A 22768-nucleotide genomic window follows, 5' to 3' on the forward strand; every position below is an offset into this window, starting at 1 on the left:
TAAATACTAACACATGAAACGAACATTAACAAATTTTAAAAATTTCTTCACAAAGGAGGATGTTTAAAATTTTTAATGAGAGAGCGTAGCGGTTGCATACGTTCTTAATTTTATAATTAGTTTATTATTAAGTGATTAATAAAATTTAAACGTATGAAAGGAAAACTAATACTATATACTTTGGTAGCCGCCATAGGTGGGCTTCTGTACGGTTTCGACACGGCCGTAATTAATGGGGCATTGCCTTTTTTTAAATCGCATTTCCAGTTAAACGATGTTATGACTGGTTGGGCTGTGAGTTCGGCTTTGTTGGGATGCATTATTGGCGCGATTGGTATTGGCAAACCCGGCGACAAATATGGGCGTCGCGAAATGCTTAAGCTTTCTGCTTTGTTGTTTTTGGTTTCAGCAGTCGGTACCGGGCTTGCACCAGAAATCAATAGCTTTATCCTATTTAGGTTTATTGGCGGTTTGGCAGTTGGGGCAGCTTCGGTACTGTCGCCTATTTATATTTCAGAAATAGCCCCCGCAACCCATAGGGGAAGATTAATTATAACCTTTCAATTGGCTTTGGTCGTAGGGATATTAGTAGCCTTTTTTGTAGATTATATTTTAATCGATACCGGTAAAAACAATTGGCGTTATATGTTCATTTCAGAAGCGATACCAGCACTGGCATTTTTGATTTTACTCTATAAAGTCCGTAAGAGTCCACGTTGGTTGATGCAGGTAGGAAATCAAGAAGCTGCTAAAAATACCATTAAAGATGTCAATCCCAATGTTGATGTACAAAGTATTATTGAGGAAATAGAAACATCTATTAAGTTGGAACAAGAAAGCAAGCAAGAAAAACTATTTAAGAAGCCCAATTTAAAGTTTACCTTGATAGGGATTTGTATAGGTTTGTTTAGTCAGTTTACCGGCGTGGCCATCGTTTTTTACTATGCGACCGATATATTTAGGGCTGCTGGTTTTTCAACCGATTCTGCCATAGGGCAAACGGTAATCCTTGGAGCGACCAATTTAATATTTACCCTATTGGCCATGAATTTAATTGACAAAATAGGAAGAAAAAAGTTGTTATATGTTGGCACCATTGGAATGGCCATTTCTTTAGGTGTTTTTTCATGGGCGTTCTATACAGGCAATACAGAAGGTTGGTTGTTATTGGGTATACTCATTTGTTATGTGGCATTTTTTGCTTCATCTATGGGAGCCGTGGTCTTTGTATTGTTGGCAGAAATATTTCCAAATAACATACGGTCAAGAGGGATGGCCTTAGGCTCTTTTTCAAATTGGATCGTGAACGGATCCATCACGTTTCTGTTCCCAATAGTTGTTGGAGCTTTTAGTGATGGCAAAGGCATAGGGTGCAGTTTTGCCTTTTTTTCAATCATGACACTTTTAGGGTTCTTTTTCTTTAGAACATTTTTATTTGAGACCACAAATAAAACCTTGGAAGAAATTGAGTTTGAAAATAAATGATGCAACTTTTATCACATAATTAATTATAAAAAGAATAAGATGAAAAGTAATTTCAGTAGACGGGAAGCATTAAAGCGAATCGGATTAGGGTCGGCAGCAGTAACCGTTGGAGCAATAGGTGTTGTGAATGCGAGTTCAAAAGAAGGGATTGATAATACACAATATATTGAGGAAGAAGAGAAACAACCCCTAAATTTTGATCAACCCATAACGGCAATTGTCCTTGGAGCGGGTGGGCGCGGTAATGTGTATGCAGGGTATGCATTTGAAAATCCAAAAGAGTTGAACATTATAGGCGTAGCTGAGCCTATAGAATATAGAAGGAATAACTTTTCCAAATCCCATAATATTTCCGAAAGCAATCAATTTACAACTTGGGAACATGTTTTTGAGCGGCCTAAATTTGCTGATGCTGTTATTATAACAACCCCCGATGCCCTGCATTATGGCCCCGCAATGAAAGCCATTGAAATGGGATATGATGTATTGTTGGAGAAAGCGATAGCACAAACTTGGGACGAGTGTTATGATATTTTGAAACAACAACGCAAGTACGGTAAAATTGTAGCCATTTGTCATGTACTTCGCTATGCACCCTATTTTGTTAAGATGAAAGAAATTATCGATTCCGGTAAAATAGGAGAGGTGGTTAGTGTACAACACTTCGAACCTGTGGAGCATATCCATATGTCCCATTCATTTGTTCGTGGTAATTGGGGAAATTCAAAAAAGTCAACACCAATGATCCTATCCAAATCCTGTCATGATACGGATATTATACGTTGGTTGGTGGGGAAACCCTGTAAAAAAGTATCCTCTTTTGGGTCTTTAAAGTTATTCAGGTCCCAAAGTGCACCCCAAGGCAGTACTAAACGTTGTACCGATGGTTGTGCTGTGGAACGGGAATGTCCGTTTTCAGCCATAAAGATTTATGTCGAACGAAAAGCATTCTTACATCACTTAAAACTTGAAAAACATGATACAGACTCCATTATGGAAAACCTAAAGACAGGACCTTACGGACGTTGTGTGTACCACTGCGATAATGATGTTGTGGACCATCAGGTAGTCAATATGCAGTTTGAAGACGATATCACGGCTTCGTTCTCTATGGAAGGGCTTACCAGTTATGGCGGCAGACGTACACGTATCATGGGCACCATGGGAGATATCACTGGAGATATGGATAGTATGACCGTTTTTGATTTTAGAACCAGAGAGAGAAAACACTGGACGGCAAAAGACATTAATGATGGCATTTATGCTGGTCATGGTCATGGTGGTGGTGATTTGCGTTTGGCAAAAGATTTTGTGAGAGCCGTAAAATTACAGGATCCTACACAGTTAACGTCAACTATAGAAGCCTCAATGGAAAGCCATTTAATAGGGTTCCAAGCAGAAAAAAGCCGTCTTAAAGGGGGTAAAGTCCTTGATGTGAATTTAAAGGTGTGATTTTTTTGAATCTAAAAAACATTAAAGATATAGTTTTAGTTAAGCAGTAAAACTCGATTCAAATTAGTTTCCATAGATTGAACGCTCCATTAACTAGTGGTCTTTAAATATTAAATATTAGGTTATAAACCCGTATGGAGCGATACGGCTTAGAATGCTACAATAGCTTTAAAATGAAACACATTATCAGTAAATTTAATTTTATTCTCATACTTAGCGTATGTGCTATCGGGTGTTCCCAAAAGTCAAACCGCAAAGAAGAAAAATTACCAGCGAGTGAAGTCTTATATAGGTTAATAGGAGAAAGAGCAAAAGAGATACAATTTTATTTCTTACCTAACGATAGTCTAAGTCCCGATAATATGGTTTTTGAAATCGAAGCTAGCAATGGTATTCTAAAAGTTGGTGGAAATACTGGAGTGGCCCAATGTAAAGCGGCGTACACTTATCTTAAGGAAGCTTGTAATAGTTTGATTTCATGGGGCGGAAGTAATATTCAAATCCCCGAAACTTGGCCAGACTACACAAAAAAACGTGTGGTGTGTCCTTTTCAATATACCTTACAAGATAATATCTGTGGTTTTGGATATACGACACCGTATTATCAATGGGAAGATTGGTTAAGATATCTGGATATAATGGCTGTACATGGCTATAATATGATGTTGGCTCCAATAGGCACCGAAGCTATTTGGAAGGAGGTTTGGCAAAAATATGGGTTCTCCACTGCAGAGTTGGAAGAATACTTTACGGGACCAGCTTATTTACCATGGCACAGAATGGGAAATATTAATAAGCATGGAGGTCCCATTCCGAGTGATTATTTTGAAAAAACAAAGACGCTTCAAAAGAAAATATTAAAGCAGATGCGATCCATTGGGATACATCCTGTCGCTTCTGCTTTTGCTGGGTTTGTTCCTAAGGAATTTGAAGCGAAATTTCCTGATGCCAAAGTTAGGCATGTTGATGGATGGGTAGGTTTTAAAGGGGATAATACAACGCATATTTTACATCCTCTATCGCCTTACTATAAAAAGATTGGAAAAGATTTTATTGATACTTGGAAAAAAGAATTTGGAGAGGTAGACTTTTTCTTGGCCGATGCCTTTAATGAGTTACGCCCCCCTGTTAGTGATGAATCTGAAGAAGTCCTACAAAAAGAATTAGCTGAATTTGGAAACGCTATATACGTATCGATTATTGAGGCAGATGAAGATGCTACATGGCTAATGATGGGCTGGTTATTTATGGATAAAGGATTTTGGACCAACGACAGGGCAAAAGCATTATTGAGTAAGATTCCGGATGATAAGATGATGGTATTGGATCTATATGCAGAGGCAAGTCCATTTTATAAAAGCATGGATGATTTTTTTGGTAAGAGCTGGATGTATAGTATAATCCCTAATTGGGGTGGAGCTTCTCAAATAGGAGGTTTATTAACACAATACGGACATTTAATTCCTGAGATAGCAAAAACAAAAGCAGACGGAAAACTAAAAGCCTTTGGGTTTTCTCCAGAAGGAACAGAAACCAATGAGGTAATTTACGAATTGGCGTCAGATGCCATGTGGAACAATGAATCCTTGGATTATAAAGATTGGTTGGTATCATATTGCAATAATCGATATGGTATGAAATCAGACAAATTGTATGATGCCTGGTTGTTATTATGTCATTCTATTTATAATAAAGAAATCGATCATGCCGTAAACAGGATCCAGTCTAACCCGATCACTTTAGCGAGTTCCTATCATGTTTTACCTAAAGCAGATGAGAATGTTAATGAAGCTTTAAGTTTGTTTTTAGAAGAACACGAAGTATTTAAGAACAATCAACTTTATATAAATGATCTTATCGAATTGGCTACATACAAATATATGGCTATTGCAGATGCTTTGATAATGGATTTAAGGGGTAATATAAGCCAACGAACAGTAATGGAATCTGACAAACAAATGGAACAGGTTTCCGATTTGGTGATTAAAATAGATAACATGCTATCCCACCATAGTTTATCTAATTTAGAAAGATGGGTTGCTAAAGCAAGACGTTGGGGAGTAGATAAAGGGCAAAGTGATTATTACGAATCAGATGCGAAGCGAATTATTACGGTTTGGGGAAGTGGTCTAACCGAGTATGCATCAAGATTATGGAGCGGACTTTTAAAGGATTACTATTTGGCTAGATGGGAAGCTTGGTATAATGCTCAAAAGGAAGGCGAGGAATTTAAAATAAAAAAATGGGAAGACCGTTGGATAAATAGTCCTTATGAGTCTTCACAAAATGAAAATGATGATATTGCGTCGTTAATAAAAGAACTCAATTTGATAATTAAAGATTAAATTTTAATACGTATTTTAGTGTAAAATTAACACATAAAATTTATGCTTGAAATTAAAGAGGACAAGGAGTTATTCGAACTGGTTGTGCTAAATAATGAACTGGCATTTAAAGTGTTGCATGATAGATATGCTACAAAAATGTTTTTATATGCTTTCAATATTATAAAGAATAAAGAAGTGTGTGAGGACATGGTTCAAAATATCTTTATTGATGTTTGGAACAAAAGACAAAACAAGAGTATAAATAATGTTAAATCCTATCTTTTCAAGTCAGTAAAGTATAAAATATTCAATTATTTTAGAGATCAAAGGATATCTAAGGAGGATATTACAAGGTTAAATATAATTGATGTTTCCATTAGTGCTTCACAAAAAATGGAGTATTACCAACTTGAAGAAGCAATACATTCTTCGGTAGACAAATTGCCAAAACGCTGCAAACAAATTTTTGAATTGAGCAGGTTCCATTATAAGACCAACAAGGAGATTTCAGAGGAGTTGGAAATATCCATTCAAGCCGTTAAAAATCAAATTTCAAAAGCGCTTTCCCTTATCAAGAAAGATCTTCAAAGTGATGGGGTAATTCTTTATTTTATAAGTGTTCCCTTGGTTTAAAATTGCCCATAATAATAGTCTCTTAATATTATTTTAAAGAAAATTTTAAAAAAAATAGGTATACGGACGTGTACCATGAAGTGTTTTTTGTTACTTAATAATAACGAGGAGCAATTCTCCCAAACTATAATGTTTTCAAAATGAATAAAAAACAAGCCAAAAGAATTTTTACAAAGTATGTTAACAACGAGTGTTCTGAAAGAGAACTTGAATTGTTGGAGGCCTTTTTGGAATCTTACCAAGAGCGCAAAGGTAGATGGCCAGATTTTATTTTAGGAAGTGAAGACATGTTTAAAGAGCAATCTTGGTCTAGAATTCAAGAAAAATTGAATAGTAAAAAGAAAAAGAAGTCGTTTGGGCGTTTTTACAAGTATGCTGCAATTTTTGTGATCTCTTTGGGGCTTGCCTATTTATACCAACAAGGTGTTTTTTCAAAACATAATGAGCAGCTTATAATACCAGAGGAGAAGATTACCCTTCAATTGGACAATGGAACATTAGAGGTGGTTGAAGAAGATGGATCTATTAAAATAGTGGATGAACAAGGTAATGTTGTTGGAGTTCAAAAAGGAAACCAATTAATCTACAATAACAATGGGGTTAAAAAAGAGCAATTGGTTTATAATACATTAGTAGTACCCTATGGGAAACGTTTTCAAGTAAAGTTGTCTGATGGTACGGTTGTGGATATTAATGCAGGATCTTCACTAAAATATCCTGTCAATTTCATTAAAGGGCAAAACCGTCAAGTATTTGTAGAAGGTGAAATGTACTTTAATGTGGCTAAAGATAAAGAGCACCCTTTTGTGGTTACAGCCAAAGATATGGATGTTAAGGTACTGGGGACACAATTTAATATATCTTCTTATCCAGAAGATAATAAAATTAATACTGTGTTGGTAGAAGGTGCAGTAAGTATCCTTGATAAACAATCTTCTGTTGCAACAGAGTTAAGACCTGGGTTTATGGCGTCTTGGGATAAGCAAAAAAAAGATATTGTAATTAAAGAGGCCGATATTGAAATGCATACGGCCTGGATTGACGGCAGGATTATATTTAGGCATACCAACTTTAATAATGTTATAAAGAAACTTGAACGCCATTATAACGTTACAATACTTAACAATAATGTAGAACTGTCGAGTAGGTATCTTGCGGCAAGTTTTGATATAGAAACAATTGAAGACGTTTTTGATGCATTTAAGGAATATTATGGTATTGATTATACAATCTCTGACAATAAAATAATAATTAATTAAAAACAATATGCCTATGAAATAAACCAACCTTAATTAAAAAAATATCTATGAATACATCCTGCTTTTGTAGGAGCTAAAAAAAAAATCGAAAGATGCTGCGAACATCTTCCGATTTAAGATAGTGATTAAAATAATTAACCACCTAAAAACTTTACAAAAATATGAAAAAAGTACGTAGGTTAAAGAAGCATGCTTCTTTTCCACTAAAATTTGACTTAAAAATGAAACTAACCACATTCTTTTTAATAGTTTCTTTATTTCAACTGCAAGCTACAGAGTCTTATGCTCAACGCACAAAAATTACAATTGATCTACAAGATGTAAGTTTAGAAAGTGCCTTAGACAAAATCGAATCTTTGACAGAGTTTAAGTTTTTATACGATTATGAGCATATAGATTATGAAAGAGTAATTTCTGTTAAGGCTGAAAACGAAAGGGTGTCATCCATTTTAGATAGATTGTTTGAAGGCTCTAATATTGAATATAGAGTTTTTAAAAAACAAATAATTATTAAAAGAAATGAAAATCATTTAGATCTTGATGAAGGCCATGCCGATGAATCCTTGATAGAACTTCAACAAATTCAAGTTAACGGTACTATTCAAGATACCAATGGACAACCCCTGCCCGGTGCAACAATTATTGAGAAAGGAACAACCAATGGAACCCAAACCGATTTCGATGGAAAGTTCTCTATAGAGGTTGCTTCAAGTGACGCTGTATTGGTGATTTCCTATGTAGGTTTTGCAACCCAGGAGATCCCCGTAGGTAATGAGACTAATATAACCATAACTTTACAGGAATCAGCATCGGAGTTGGATGAAGTTGTTGTTGTTGGATACGGAACTCAAAAGAAAGTAAATCTTACTGGGGCTGTAGAGTCTATAGAAGTAGAGGGGCTTAGCGACAGACCAATAACTCAAGCCAGTTCTGCATTACAAGGTCAGGTTGCAGGTGCATTCATATCTCAAAATGGAGCGCAACCAGGAAATGATCAAGCAACTATTTTAATTAGAGGGATTGGTTCATTAGGCAACAATAATCCGTTAGTAATAATTGACGGAATGGAAGGTAGTTTACAAGATGTAAACCCAAAGGACATGGAATCTGTGTCAATTCTAAAAGATGCTGCTTCTGCAGCTATTTATGGGAACAGAGCTTCGAATGGTGTTATATTGATAACAACCAAAAGAGGTAAAACAGGAAAAAACAAAATCGAATACACGGGTTATTTAGGGGTACAGTCTGTTACCGACTTTCCTGAATTACTTAAAGGACTAGAGCACTATGATTTAAATGCTTTGGCGGTGGCAAATGCGAATGGAGGTATTTTTCCATCATGGTATACAGAGGAAGTTCGTCAGAACTTTATAAATAAGGTAGATGAACAGAGATGGCCCACAAATTATTCGTGGTCTGACGATATTATAGTAGATGCGATGATTAATGATCACCATATTAATTTTTCTGGGGGGCAAGATAATTTTCAATATTCTGCATCGGTCGGATATCTAGATCAAGAAGGAATTGTAGATGGGAACAGTACAAAAAGATTAACTTTTAGAACCAATTTATCATCTTACTTTTTAAAAGATAATAGGTTGCGTTTAGATCTAAACCTGTCTGGGTACGATCAAAATACAGAAGACTTTGTAACAGGTATAGGTGAGGTTATGTACCATACGTTTGTACAATCACCATTAACAAGACGACACCTTGAAGGTGTAGGTTATACTGGAGCTGGTTATAATTGGGCTGTTTTAGATGCTGGTGGAGGTAGAGATTCAAATTCTTCTCCGCTTACTGTTCGGTTAGCGGGTAGCCTTAAAGTTTTGGATAACTTAGAGGTTAGATCATCCCTTAATTTTTACAGGACTAGCAAAGAACTTGAAATTTGGAGACCATCTGTTACTACTTTTGGTTTGCAAGAAGATGGTACGATTATAGAAAGCACGCCTAGTAATTCAAGTTTAGATATAAATACAGAGAAATCATTAACTAAAGTTTTTAATTCACAAATTAATTACAATACAGAATTTATTGAAGGCTTCAAATTGAATGTCATGGCTGGATTAGAGTCTAGGGAATATAACTTTTCAAGTAAGTTTATGAGTAGGTCTAATTTTTCAGCAAATTTACCTAATTTGGAAATAGGTGACCCTAGTACACAAAAAAATGGTGGAAGTGACCTAGAAGGTAAATGGTTATCATATTTTAGTAGGGTAAATCTTGATATTAATGACAAATACCTTCTTGAAGGGACTATCAGAAGAGATGGAAGTTCGAGGTTTCTTGATAAATGGGGAACATTTCCTTCTGTTTCGGCAGGCTGGAAAATTTCTAATGAGGATTTCTTGAAAGACAATGATTTTATTAACAGCTTGAAATTAAGAGCTTCATGGGGACAGTTGGGTAATGAGAACATTAACTCCTATTATGCTGCTTCAGATGAATTAAGTCTTAATCTTTTTGCTAATTTTAACAACAGTGTAACACCCGCAGGCGCTATTACAATATTGGCAAATCAGGCTACAAGTTGGGAAACCTCAGAGCAGGTTAACTTTGGAGTAGATTTTGGTCTTCTAAAGAATAAAATTACTGGGTCAATAGACTACTTTGTCAAAAAGAACTCTGATATCTTAATGCAGTTACCCTTATCAAGTACCTTAGGTTTATCAACATTCCCATATCAAAACGTAGCTGCTATGGAGAATAAGGGAATTGAGTTACTATTAAGTTATTCTGGAAAAATAAAAGAAGTTGAATTCAATGCAAATTTAACAGCTTCCAATACAAAAACTAAAATCACTGATTTAGCTGGTCAAGATCCTATTATTTTTAATGATATTATTTGGAAAGAAGGACATCCGTTTAATTCATTTTACGGTTACCAAACCGAAGGTATTTACCAGTCTCAAGCCGAAATAGATGCCCATTTAACTGCTACGGGTATGGGCAATACTTATGCCGGCTTAGTTGCAGAACCTGGAGACATAAGATTAAAAGACAGAAATAATGATGGTTTAATTAATGAAGATGATAAAACTATTTTAGGACAATCTTTCCCTGATTGGATATATTCATCGAATATTGATTTTAAATGGAAAAATTGGGATTTGTCCTTGTTCTTTCAAGGTGTAAGTGGTATAAACACATTTAACAGACAATTTGCAGTATTTCCTTTCCATGGTGGAAGTGCTGGTACCGGAGCGTGGTATAGAAATGGATGGACTGAGGAAAAACCAAGTGAGACTATACAACGTGTAATTACAGATAACAGTAGATTTGACCTTATATCTGATTACTATTTAGAAGATGCTTCATACCTAAGGTTGAAAAATATCACTTTGGGATACTCTCTTCCTTCTTCTGTGGTAGATGTATTAGGTATAACTAGTTTTAGAATTCATGGCAATATCCAAAATGCCCTAACTTGGACAAAAATGAGATATGGTTTTGATCCTGAAAAACCAGGTTCTACAACAAGTTCTTTACAATACCCTCAATCGAGAATTTATTCTTTAGGAATTAACGTAAAATTTTAAACTATTATGAAAATGAAAAAATTAGTTATAAAATTATTGGTACTAGGAATTTTGGTTCATTCGTGTAGTGAAAGCTACTTGGACACGACACCTAAGGATTTTATTACTCCTGCAACATTCTTAGAAAATGAAGCACAAATAGAAATTTTGTTGAATGGTGTGTATCACCAATTGGATTTTGGTGGAACTGGTGATGCCGATCAAAAGCTTAATCCATTTGTTTTTGATAATATGACCGATAATTCTGTTGATTTACAGCCCTGGCATGGAACAACCGCTTTTGCTAAGGGAGGTGTGCCAGCAAACAATAAGCGAGTGGTATGGAAATGGAAGCGTAATTATCAAGGCATAGCCAGGGCAAATACCTTTATAGATTTGGTAAGCGAATCTCCAATACAATCTGACAAGATTCCGAGATATTTTGCCGAAGCTAAATTTTTAAGAGCTTGGTATTATCATGATTTGGTAATGTTTTATGGAGATGTTCCATTACTGTTGAATAAACCTAATCTTGAGGAAGGCCAACCAAGTAGAACTCCAAAATCAGAAGTGATTACCCAGATTTTGAAGGATTTAGATGAAGCAATATCTGTTTTGCCGCTTTCATATACTGGAAATGAAAAAGGAAGAATAACAAAAGGAGCGGCAATTGCTTTTAAGGCAAGAGTCCTTTTGTTTGAAGAACGATGGACTGAAGCAGCTGCTGTAGCCAAAGAATGTATGGATTTAGGGGTATATTCGCTATTCCCTGATTATGAAGGTTTGTTTCTTGAAGTAAATGAATCGGCTGTTTCTGATTCAGAAGCTATTCTGGAAGTTTTTTATACGCCCAATGTTAATGCTTCATTCTTCCAAACTCCAATAATGGAATGGTGGCCAATGGTGCTTCCTTCGCTAAGTATGGCAGAAGCATATTATATGGATAATGGTTTGCCTATTACAGATCCTAGTTCAGGTTACGATCCAGAAAATCCATATATGGACAGGGATCCAAGATTGTATGCTTCAATTTATTATCCCGGTGCACCTTGGAGAGTAGAGTTTTGGGGTAGAACAGCAGAAGATAACAGGTTTCAAGAAAATTGGATCTTAGGAGGAACTGGATTTAAGCCCAAAAAATGGATGAATGACGGAAAGCAAATGGATAGATGGAGTGGAGAAGGAAACAATAAGATATTCTTGAGATATGCAGAGGTATTGTTAACTTATGCTGAAGCTAAAAACGAAGCTTCAGGGCCTGATGCATCTGTGTATTCAGCTATAGATGAATTACGAAACCGTATAGGAATGACTACTTTAACCGATGCAATGCCTGGGCTAAGTCAAGAAGAGATGCGTGAGGTTATTAGAAATGAAAGAAGGGTAGAGTTTTTATATGAAGGTCTAAGGTTAAATGATATTAGAAGATGGAAAATAGGAGAGGAAGTCATGGTTGATTCTGAGGGGTATGATCACACTTATCTCAAAGATATGTCATATCCTGGTGATGGAATGGGAACTACAGCAGACTGGCAATATGTAAGAAGAATTGTTGATGTTAGAAGTTTTGTGGCTCCTAGAGATTACCTGTGGCCTATCCCACAAGAAGAAGTGGACTCTAATCCGAATATGACCCAAAACCCTGGGTATTGATTTACAGGGTTATTTTTTTTCAATTTTTTTGTTAAATGGTAGGGCTGTAAAGCCCTACCATATTTGTTTTAAACCTTCTCCTATTTCATCGGCGATGACTGATTTCATATTTTTCAAAGGAAAAACCAAATGATATAATAGTAACGTTTGTTATGTCTCTTGAAAATGTGTTCTATCATTTCGAAAGTACACTTTTTCAAACTTTTCAGCTAAACCCCGACGCTGAGTGTCGAGGAATTCTTTAGATTAAAAAGAACAAAAAACAAGTTTAGAAACTATTGGTAAAATGATATTATAATGGGACAAAGGATTTAACTTTATAGCATAAAAAATAGTATAATAAACAACCTCCGTTAAAAACGGAGGTTGTTTACTTCATTATTGATGTAAAGAACAATACAAGATGGACCTTTCCATTTATCTTAATAGGACTCAATCCTATTTTTATATACTTAGCTTATCGTATGGTTGACTTTAGACATACTTCCGAGTTTTTGTTACATGGATTAATACAGATGTCGGGAAATTTTGGTTCGGTAATATTAATTACAGGTGTAATCATGCTTCAAATGTGGCTGTTATATTTTTTATACAAACGAAAAGTGTTTTTTAAGGTTTGAAGTAAAATCGTATATCTCTCAATAATAAAAACTTATAAGGACAATAAAGAAATATTTTTTTGCATAAGAAGCAAAAGAATTAGAGAATTTAAATTGTTTCATTTTACATAAACGAGTCCTTAACTATTTAATTAATTGTTTTTTTTTGTTACAAGTCCATTTCTTTTTTTAGATTTGGAGAGGACTAGCCGAATATAAGCAAGCTCAAAATAACTATATGTATAAGTTGACATTGAAAGAATATGAAGGTCTTTTTAATAAACTCTATACATCACTATGTCTTTTTTCTAACAAGTATGTAACGGATTTAGAAGCTTCTAAAGATATCGTTCAAGATGTATTTGTTAAGGTATGGGAAGATAAAATTGAATTTAAAGATGACCATGCTATTAAATCGTACCTCTATACGTCTGTAAAAAACAAATCTCTGGATTACCTAAAAAGCAAACGTTACAAATCAACAGATCATTTTGCGACAAATGAAATGGAAAAAATGGAAAAAAGGTCGTTTTTTTTACGTGAGGTCGTTATCATAGAAACCTCGACGATTATAGATAAAGCTATCAATTCCTTACCAAGGAAATGTGCTCAGATAATAAGGTTGAGCATAAAAGAATTCACCAATATACAAATCGCTGAAGAATTGGGGATCTCTATTAATACGGTTAAAACCCAAAAAAAAATAGCTTATAAAAAATTAAAACCCTTGTTAAAAGATTACTTTATATTAATAGCGTTCATATTTGATTAAGGAAGCGTTATAAATCCTAAATGCTCCGATTTTTGTAGCTGGAGTTTTCCTTGTCCCTTAGTAGAGGTCTGTCTGTTTCATTTCTTTTATTAAAACCACCCGTCTAAATTGTTTAGAAAAACACATATGCCACTTTTTTTTATTTTTTTTGACCCTATAGCCTTTTCTTTTCGTCATAATAAATACAAACCAGTATTTCTATGTCCATTTTTAAACAAATATTATTGCTCTCAAAGAAAATAGCAGCGTCCTTATTAAAGGATGAATCCCCTAAAGTTCTGGAAGATTCAGAATTATTCAATGAGCAAGACAAAGATTATATTTTAAAGAACCTTACGGACGATAAATTAATTAAGGAACGTTTGGATTTAATAAATCAAATCGATGAGGAAGAAGGTTGGCAAAATATTAAGAGCAGAATAGATTCTCCTGTTAGAAAGTGGTTTGTTTGGAGGTATGCGGCAGCAGCAATTGTAGTTGGAATTTTAGCCACAACCTATTTCTTTAAGGACAGTTTGTTTAGCACAACCCTAACGAATGATACTACCCCAGTTATAACTAACAGCATAGAGCCAGGAACAGACAAAGCTACTTTAACTATAGGAGATGGCTCTCAAATAACATTAGAGGACGGAAAAGGGCTTCAATTGCAAAATGCAGTTAGTAACGGAAAAGAGATTGTTTACGAAGCGGTAAATAATTCAAAAAAGAACATCATTTATAACACCTTAACGATCCCAAGAGGAGGGCAATTTCAAATAACATTATCCGATGGTACCAAAGTGTGGTTAAATTCGGAATCACAATTAAAGTACCCCGTGAGTTTTATTGAAGGTGAAAACCGAGTGGTAGAATTGGTGTATGGAGAAGCCTATTTTGATGTGTCTCCTAGTACCGAACATAAAGGAGCCCGTTTTAAGGTATTCAATAAGTCGCAGGAAGTAGAGGTCTTAGGTACAGAGTTTAATATCAAGGCCTATGAGGATGAAGATGAAATTTACACAACACTAGCAGAAGGAAAAGTAAGTGTAAGTAATGATGACTCTAAGTTAGGTTTAGTGCCAGGCCAGCAATCAATATTTAATCTTAAGGATAAAAATATAACCGTTAATACCGTCGATGTACTAAGTGTTACCTCATGGAGAAAAGGACTCTTTAGTTTTAAAGGCATGACCTTAAATAAGATAATGAGGGTAATATCCAGATGGTACGATGTTGAAATAGAGTTTACCGATACAGAATTGGAAAATGTGAAATTTAATGGTGTATTGAGCAAAAATGATAAGATCGAAGAAATTCTTGACGCAATTAAGAACACTAACTTTATAACCGCCTATGAAATAAAAAACAAAAAAATTACAATTAAGTAACAAAAAGGGGAACAAAGATCTATACCTGGAAAGTAAAACGCTTTATCCCCTTTAACCATTAATTAATTAAAATGATGTTTAATCAACTAACACCACAAATTTATGGAAATTAAATCAACTAATCGCTTTTTCCTTTTAAGGAAAAAGATGCTACACATTATTATGAGAACCTTTATACTCTTGTTCTGTTCAACAGTTTTTAGTTTTACCGCGAGTGATGTCTTTTCTCAAAGTACAAAAGTTGTTATCGAAGAAGATAAGGTCATTACCATCGATGAGGTTTTTGACATATTAAGAACGCAAACAGAGTTTACATTTATTTATCAAGAAGACCTCTTTAAAGATGCACCAAAGATAAAAGTTAAAAAAGGGATTATTAAGGCCAACAAACTGTTAAAGGAAAGCCTTTCTAAGTCTAATTTTAACTTTAACATCACTAAAAACAATAAGATTATTGTTATAAAGGCTCCAAAGGAAATAGATGAAGTACAGCAAGTTCAAGTTAGTGGTACTATTCAAGATTCCAATGGACAACCCTTACCAGGCGTAACTATTTTAGAAAAAGGAACAACCAATGGAACCCAAACCGATTTCGATGGAAAGTTCTCTATAGAGGTTGCTTCAAGTGATGCTGTATTAGTAATTTCTTATGTCGGTTTTGCAACCCAGGAGATACCTGTAGCTAATCAAACAAACATCAACATCCAATTGGCTGAAGATGTAAGTGCACTTCAAGAAGTTGTTTTGGTAGGTTACGGTAAACAAAAAATAACAAGTGTGACTTCTGCCGTAACATCTGTAGATATTGAAGAGTTGGGAAATGTTACAACCTCCAATATTGCAGCAGCATTACAAGGCCGTACACCAGGTTTATATATACGCGATGCAGGTTATAATCAGGGGCTGTCGCTTCAGGTAAGGGGGGCTACAACCATAGGTAATAATTCTCCGTTATTTATCGTAGACGGGGTTCCTCAGGATTTACTTTCTGTCGATCCTAACGATATAGCGGCCATTTCTGTGTTAAAAGATGGAGCAGCGTCTGCTATTTACGGGTCTAGGGCTGCAGCTGGTGTTGTTATAGTAGAGACCAAATCAGGGAAAAATAAAAAACCTACATTTAATTTTGAAAGCTTTGTAAGCTTTAGTGACTTAACAACTACTCAGAAATCAGCTAATTCAATACAATCGGCCAATATTATGAATGAGGCTTCTGTGAATTCTGGAGGCCAACCCTTATTCACTGCTGAAGATATTGCTAAGTTTGAATCAGGAAACGATCCTGCCTATCCAGATACCGACTGGAAAAAGGAATTCTTAAAGACTGAAATCACACAGCGATATTTTTTAAGTGCTACAGGAGGTAGTGAAAAATCATCATATTATTTTTCTTTAGGTTATAGAAATGCAGATGGTATTGTTAAGTCGGGTATTGATAGAAAGCAATACAGTTTAAGATCCAATTTAAAGACTAAGTTACGGGATAACATCGATTTGGATGTTAATTTGAGCTATGTGTTATCCAACAATACAGCACCTAATGTAAATGCGGGTCTTGATAATATTTATCAGCATATGAACTCAACCGCACCATTTTTGCCAGTACGAAACGCCGATGGTGAGTTTGAGTTTTTTAACCAGGCGGGAGCTTATGGAAGAGGTTTTTGGAACGTGATGTGGGAGTTGGAAGCTGGTACATCTAATACGAAAAGTAAAACCTTTACTGCTAATACCAATCTAACTTGGGAGATCATAGATGATCTTAAATTAATTGGACGCTATTCTTTAATATCTAATACAGGTAAAACGGTGTCAAGTATTTATAAACGTTCTACCACAGGTGGACCACCATGGTTTTCTGATGTAAATAGTATGGGGCAAACATGGCGTGATAATAACCAATACAATGCCCAAACATTTTTAAGTTACGATAAGTCTATCGATAAACACAATATTGGTGTTTTGGCAGGATGGGATTTACAATTTAATGAAGATTCCTTTATAAGTGCAGGACGAAGAAATTTTCAGTTTGATAATTTATTGACTGAATTTGATGCGCCTAACTCAGGGGATACAGACGATATTACTGGTTTGAGTAGTAATACTGTAGAAAACGCATTGCAATCAGCCGTTGGTAGGATTAATTATAATTACGACGAAAAGTACTTTATTGAGTTAACAGGACGTTATGACGGATCATCAATATTTGCACCTGAAAACAGGTACGGGTTTTTCCCTTCAGCTTCATTAGGTTGGGCTATCGACAAAGAGGACTTTTTTAACTCAAACGTTATTGACCGTCTTAAGTTTAGGGCGTCTTATGGTACAACAGGTAATAATAGGGTGTCTGGTAGTTACTTTTCGAATATAGATTTTAATACCTATATTTTTGGCATGGGCGATATTGTAGTGCCCACAGCCGCTGAAGGAGGCGTGCCATTTAGGGATTTAAAATGGGAAACCACTAATACAACCAACTTTGGTCTGGACTTTTCATTAAATCATGGATTCTTGTCTGGGTCTTTAGATTATTATATTAAAGAAACAAAAGATATCCTTTTGGGTAGTCCTGTTCCTGGTACCGTTGGTACATTTAGAGGAGGGCCAGCCATCAATGCTGGTAATGTTCAAAATAAAGGATTCGAATTAATATTAAATCATAGTAATACATTATCCAATGGTCTTAGCTATGGTATCTCTATTAATGGTACTTATAACACGAATGAAATTACAGAACTAACAGATGCCTTTTCAGAATTCAGCACCTCTTATCGTGTAGGCGATGCTTTGGGTACCGTTTATGGGTATGTGGCTGATGGTATTTTGTCTTCACAAGCAGAGGTAGACGCCTATAAAGCTGAAATTACGTCTGGTATAAGTCCTAATACCACTATGGGAGATATCCGTTATGTAGATCAAAATGGAGATGGTAAATTGGATTTTGAAGACAATGTTGCGATTGCAGAAACGTTACCAAAAATAACTTATGGTATTAACTTAAATGCAGAATGGAAGCGTTTCGACTTACAACTGTTTTTCCAAGGTACAGGGAAATCTAAAGAACACAGAGCTAATGATTTATTTGGAAATTCAGGATGGATTCCAGAAGAAGCCAACGATGCTTGGAGTGCAGATAATACTAATGGAACTTATCCAAGATTGTTGCTATTTGCACAGCAAACCTATTTTCAAAATTTTTATACTACATCGAGTTATTGGACTTTTAAATCGAATTACTTCAGATTAAAGAACCTCCAATTAGGGTACACACTACCAATTAATGACAACAAGTACATTGATAAGGCAAGATTGTATTTTACAGGTACTAATTTGTTGACCATTTCTGATTTCAGACCAGGGTTTGACCCTGAGACTGGAGGTAACGGTTTGGTGATTCCTCCGTTAAAGACTTTCGCATTGGGTGTAAACATTAATTTCTAAAAAGATAATTATTATGAAAAGATATATAAAAACAATGTACTTAGTAATTTTTGCTTTTAGCATGTTTCTAAGTTGTTCAGAAGAGGATGTTACTAAGCTTCCCGTGACAGCATTATCAGAAGATGCGTTTTGGACCAGTGAGGAAGAAGTTAGTCAAGCGGCTAATGCCCTTTATTTTTCTTTAAATAATGTAGGACAGATAGAATGGGATGCGTTAACCGAGATTGTATTTAGCCAAAGTGGTCCATCTATCGAAATCTCTACAGGAGGGATCAATCCAGGCTCTTCTCTTGTAAATAGCTTATGGACAGGTCAGTATGAGACCATAAGAGATGCCAATTGGTTTTTGGATAATGTAGATAAAGCAGGCTTGTCAGAATCAACATTGGCAAAGTATAAAGGACAGGTGCGCTTTTTTAGGGCTTGGGCACACTATAAATTGTTATACCAATTTGGAAATGTGCCACTAGTAGATCGCGTGTTAGGCGTTGATGAAGGGCAAGTAGAACCAAGCTCTAGAGCTACTGTATTGGATTTTGTGTTGTCTGAATTAGATCAAACCATAACAGAGTTATCTTCGTCTGGTTACACGCCAGAGTATGGTAGAATTACCAAATGGGCAGCTATGGCATTGAAATCGAGGATCCTTTTATATGAAGGCACTTTGGCAACCGATAGCAGTATGCTTACAGAAAGTGCTAATCTGGCTAATCAAATTATGGGAGGTGGTTTTAGCCTTCATGATAATTATACAGAACTGTTTAGACCAGAAGGAGAAGGTAACTCTGAGATTATTCTGGCAAGAGTAAATGCAGATCTTCCGGGAAGATATCATTCTTTAGGACAATGGTTGGGACCAATTAGTTTTCATGCATCATGGTCTATTTTCACACCAACCAGAGCACTTGTGGACAGATATCCAGATATTAATGGTGAAGATATTTCAACAAGTTTAATCTATGATGAGGATAATCCGTTTGATAATAGAGACCCAAGGCTAAATCAATCCATATTTGATTGGGAAGAAGATGTAGATTATGAAGGTGCTATGTTTGTTAACAACGGAACTTGGTTTAATTTCAGAAAATGGATCAATCCAGACGAAACCCAAGAACAACAAAGTCATAACGATTGGATTGTATTTAGGTTAGGAGAAGTCATGCTTAATTACGTAGAAGCTATGAACGAGGTCAATGGCCCATCTCAAGAGTTATTGGATATGATTAACGATCTAAGAACAAGAGGAGGACTAGGCGCAGCGTCTGATGGTTCTGATATTATTGTGCCTCCAATTGCCTTATCTGGTCTTACAAAAGAAAGCTTTAGAGAGATTATTAAACGTGAAAGAATCATTGAATTAGCTGCTGAAGGGATTCTTTATTACGATTATCACAGATGGAGATTGTTGGAGACAACTATGAATCAACCAGCTGAAGCCGTTGTGTCACTAGAAAATAGAGTATTTACTGCACCTAGAGACTATATCTGGCCAATACCTGATTTTGAGTTGATTAACAATCCAAATTTAACTCAGAATTCTGGATATTAGTAATTATAAGATAAATTGATATATTGAAAAGCCTCCCGTCAAAAAGTTAGTTTTGAGTAGTTTTTTGATCGGTGAGGTTTTTTGTTAATCAAAAAGAATTCCTCGACGCTTTGCGTTGGGGTTTCCACTGACATTGTCATTCCCATGGAAATGGGAATCTAAATACAGAATTTTGGTTTTTGACCTAAAAGGTCAAAATGAAACGAGCGAAACCTGTACTGAGCTTGTCGTAGTATACCTCTATGGCTCTGCCTCGAGGATAGTTCGTTTCAAGAAATTCTTTATTTATTGGTGAAAATAGAACCATAGAATACATATAATACTTAAGCTATTACCTGTAGCTTACAGCAAAATAAATACCATAACATGTAATAAAATGGGTGGCTTATAATGCCAATATTTTATTATTTTGAATAAAAATATAACGGTTTCAGTTGAAAGATAATATGAAATATATAAATACATTTAATTACCCAATTTATATAAAGGTTATAGTCATTGTTTTTTTGTCTTCATGTACGCCGCAACAGCGTACTTCCTATCAAGTAGAAAGCGCTTATGATGTTTTACAAAGAACTTTAGGACAGGAGCAAGCGTCCAAGTTTGTTTTAAAATTTGAAGAAAGCGATGCATTGGATACCTATGCAATATCTGTAAAGGACAATAAAGCTATAATAACAGGAAACTCTGCAATAGCACTCACAAGGGGAGCTTACGATTATTTAAGAAATGCCACGCATTCAATTATTAGCTGGTCGGGTAATCGTATTAATATACCTTCACAACTTCCCCAGTACGAAAAAAGAGTAAGTACACCTTTTAAGTACCGTTACTACTTGAACACGGTAACCCATGGTTACACCACGCCATATTGGGATTGGAGCCGTTGGGAGAAAGAAATTGATTGGATGGCCATGCATGGCATGAACATGCCTTTAATAGCAGGAGCACACGAAGCTATTTTGTTAAGAACATTTAAAAAAATGGGATTAACAGATAAAGAAGCATTGGACTATTTTTCTGGTCCAGCACATTTTCCTTGGAATAGAATGGGTAACATAGGCAGTTGGGACGGTCCGCCACCAGCAAGCTTTTTCGATAAGCAAATAGAATTGGCCCATAAAATGCAAAATAGGATGAAGGAATTGGGTATGCACCCTATAATTCATGCCTTTGCAGGTTTTGTGCCCAAGGCTATAGAACGTTTGTACCCCAACGAAGAATTACGAGAATTAGGCTGGGGTGGATTTAATGAAAAAGTACAGATATTATCACCCAAAAGCGACCTGTTTACTAAAATAGGAAAACTATATATAGAAGAATGGGAAAAAGAGTTTGGTAAAGGAGAATTTTATTTGGCCGATAGTTTTAATGAAATGGACGTGCCTTTATCCGATGATCCCGAAGTGGCAAAACAAGAATTGGCAGATTACGGAGACATTGTCTACAAGCCCATAGCCGAAGCAAACCCAGATGCCGTTTGGGTGATGCAAGGTTGGACATTTCCCTACCATAGGGATAAAGACGGAAAGTTATTTTGGACTCCAGAACGCTTACAAGCCATGATGTCCAAAATCCCGGACGATAAATTGTTAATCCTTGATATGGCGAATGAATACAATGCCCTATTCTGGAAAATAGACTATTCGTGGGAAATGTACAAAGGCTTTTTTGGCAAACAGTGGATTTATTCCTTCATTCCAAATATGGGAGGTAAAGTGCCCATAAATGGTGTGTTGGATTTTTATGCAACGGCACCAAAAGAGGCTTTGGCGTATAAAGACAAAGGTAATTTGGTTGGATTCGGTTTCGCGCCCGAAGGCATAGAAAATAATGAAATTATTTATGAGCTCTTATCCGATTGGGGCTGGAGAGATACGCCAATAAACTTAGATACGTGGATAGAGGACTATTGTTTGGCACGATATGGAGGCTATCCTGATGAAATAAAGGAAGCCTATAACTTATTGAGAAAATCTGCTTTGGGAACATTTACGGACCACCCGAGATTTAAGTACCAATTTAGACCCGGTTCGGGGTACCCATCCGTACATAAATCCGAAGACTTTGAAAAAGCGGTTAAATTATTCTTATCTGCCAACGAATCAATAATGCAAAGTGATTTATATACCTTTGATGCCATAGAACTCGGAGCACAGTATATTGGATTAGAAATAGATAGCCTGCTTACCAAAGCCGAAAAGGAAGAAGATAAAAGCATCAAGTATAAAACCTATCAGAAGGCTATTGATCTTATGCTGGAAGTGGATAAACTGTTAGCGTCGCACCCCAATCATAAATTGGAAAATTGGGTTGCATTAGCAAGAGGCTTCGGAGACACCGAAGCAGATAAAAATTATTACGAAAGTAACGCCAAACGATTAAACACAACCTGGGGTGGAGGTGTAAACGAATATGCAGCACGCACCTGGAGTGGCTTAATAGGAACCTATTATGCTCAGCGGTGGCAATTATGGTTAGATGCTCAAAAAGAGAACAAAACATTTAAAATACTTGAATGGGAAGAGAATTGGATTAAATCAAGCTATAACAACTTGGTAATACCATTCGGTAATCCTGTCAATGCACTTGAAGAAATTATTGAAAAGCGTTAATAGTATAAAGCGTTTAAGTTAATTTATGTTATTTTTGAAGATAAAATTATCAGTGGTAATTGGATTTTAGTTGGCGTTTGATGGATGGA

At 35.6% G+C, this 22768-nt stretch carries 12 protein-coding genes; all 12 read left to right on the forward strand.

The window, feature by feature from the left end:
- Positions 1-153 precede the first annotated feature (153 nt).
- The 12 genes from ABD792_RS16955 (at position 154) to ABD792_RS17010 (ending at position 22679) form a co-directional block, all read left to right on the forward strand.
- A complete protein-coding gene (locus ABD792_RS16955; RefSeq protein ID WP_345007559.1) occupies positions 154-1485 on the forward strand; it encodes a sugar porter family MFS transporter in 1332 nt (443 codons plus the stop codon).
- 39 nt (positions 1486-1524) lie between these two features.
- Entirely contained in the window at positions 1525-2937 is a 1413-nt protein-coding gene (locus tag ABD792_RS16960; protein WP_345007560.1) for a Gfo/Idh/MocA family protein, read from the forward strand.
- A gap of 173 nt (positions 2938-3110) precedes the next feature.
- Positions 3111-5282, forward strand: a complete 2172-nt coding sequence (locus ABD792_RS16965) for an alpha-N-acetylglucosaminidase (protein WP_345007561.1) — start codon at positions 3111-3113, stop codon at positions 5280-5282.
- Between the two features lie 42 nt (positions 5283-5324).
- Positions 5325-5897: an RNA polymerase sigma factor gene (locus tag ABD792_RS16970; protein WP_345007562.1), complete on the forward strand. Its 573-nt coding sequence runs from the start codon at positions 5325-5327 to the stop codon at positions 5895-5897.
- Between the two features lie 140 nt (positions 5898-6037).
- A complete protein-coding gene (locus ABD792_RS16975) occupies positions 6038-7156 on the forward strand; it encodes a FecR family protein (RefSeq protein WP_345007563.1) in 1119 nt (372 codons plus the stop codon).
- Positions 7157-7317: 161 nt separating this feature from the next.
- Entirely contained in the window at positions 7318-10701 is a 3384-nt protein-coding gene (locus ABD792_RS16980) for a TonB-dependent receptor (protein ID WP_345007564.1), read from the forward strand.
- Between the two features lie 12 nt (positions 10702-10713).
- On the forward strand, positions 10714-12333 hold the full coding sequence (locus tag ABD792_RS16985) for a RagB/SusD family nutrient uptake outer membrane protein (protein WP_345007565.1): 1620 nt from the start codon (positions 10714-10716) through the stop codon (positions 12331-12333).
- Between the two features lie 837 nt (positions 12334-13170).
- Entirely contained in the window at positions 13171-13704 is a 534-nt protein-coding gene (locus ABD792_RS16990) for an RNA polymerase sigma-70 factor (RefSeq protein WP_345007566.1), read from the forward strand.
- A gap of 200 nt (positions 13705-13904) precedes the next feature.
- Positions 13905-15074, forward strand: coding sequence for a FecR family protein (locus ABD792_RS16995; RefSeq protein ID WP_345007567.1), 1170 nt, complete (start codon positions 13905-13907; stop codon positions 15072-15074).
- Between the two features lie 162 nt (positions 15075-15236).
- Positions 15237-18515, forward strand: a complete 3279-nt coding sequence (locus ABD792_RS17000; protein WP_345007568.1) for a SusC/RagA family TonB-linked outer membrane protein — start codon at positions 15237-15239, stop codon at positions 18513-18515.
- Positions 18516-18528: 13 nt separating this feature from the next.
- Positions 18529-20064 (forward strand): RagB/SusD family nutrient uptake outer membrane protein, encoded by a 1536-nt coding sequence (locus ABD792_RS17005; protein WP_345007569.1) that lies wholly within the window; start codon positions 18529-18531, stop codon positions 20062-20064.
- Positions 20065-20510: 446 nt separating this feature from the next.
- Entirely contained in the window at positions 20511-22679 is a 2169-nt protein-coding gene (locus ABD792_RS17010) for an alpha-N-acetylglucosaminidase (protein ID WP_345007570.1), read from the forward strand.
- Positions 22680-22768 lie beyond the last annotated feature (89 nt).

It is taken from the genome of Snuella lapsa (assembly GCF_039539345.1).
GTDB classification, from domain to species: Bacteria; Bacteroidota; Bacteroidia; order Flavobacteriales; family Flavobacteriaceae; genus Snuella; species Snuella lapsa.

Excerpts from the sequence above, each read along its gene's own strand:
- ABD792_RS16955 (WP_345007559.1), top strand. The coding sequence starts at position 154 with ATGAAAGGAAAACTAATACTATATACTTTGGTAGCCGCCATAGGTGGG.
- ABD792_RS16960 (WP_345007560.1), top strand. The coding sequence starts at position 1,525 with ATGAAAAGTAATTTCAGTAGACGGGAAGCATTAAAGCGAATCGGATTA.
- ABD792_RS16965 (WP_345007561.1), top strand. The coding sequence starts at position 3,111 with ATGAAACACATTATCAGTAAATTTAATTTTATTCTCATACTTAGCGTA.
- ABD792_RS16970 (WP_345007562.1), top strand. The coding sequence starts at position 5,325 with ATGCTTGAAATTAAAGAGGACAAGGAGTTATTCGAACTGGTTGTGCTA.
- ABD792_RS16975 (WP_345007563.1), top strand. The coding sequence starts at position 6,038 with ATGAATAAAAAACAAGCCAAAAGAATTTTTACAAAGTATGTTAACAAC.
- ABD792_RS16980 (WP_345007564.1), top strand. The coding sequence starts at position 7,318 with ATGAAAAAAGTACGTAGGTTAAAGAAGCATGCTTCTTTTCCACTAAAA.
- ABD792_RS16985 (WP_345007565.1), top strand. The coding sequence starts at position 10,714 with ATGAAAAAATTAGTTATAAAATTATTGGTACTAGGAATTTTGGTTCAT.
- ABD792_RS16990 (WP_345007566.1), top strand. The coding sequence starts at position 13,171 with ATGTATAAGTTGACATTGAAAGAATATGAAGGTCTTTTTAATAAACTC.
- ABD792_RS16995 (WP_345007567.1), top strand. The coding sequence starts at position 13,905 with ATGTCCATTTTTAAACAAATATTATTGCTCTCAAAGAAAATAGCAGCG.
- ABD792_RS17000 (WP_345007568.1), top strand. The coding sequence starts at position 15,237 with ATGAGAACCTTTATACTCTTGTTCTGTTCAACAGTTTTTAGTTTTACC.
- ABD792_RS17005 (WP_345007569.1), top strand. The coding sequence starts at position 18,529 with ATGAAAAGATATATAAAAACAATGTACTTAGTAATTTTTGCTTTTAGC.
- ABD792_RS17010 (WP_345007570.1), top strand. The coding sequence starts at position 20,511 with ATGAAATATATAAATACATTTAATTACCCAATTTATATAAAGGTTATA.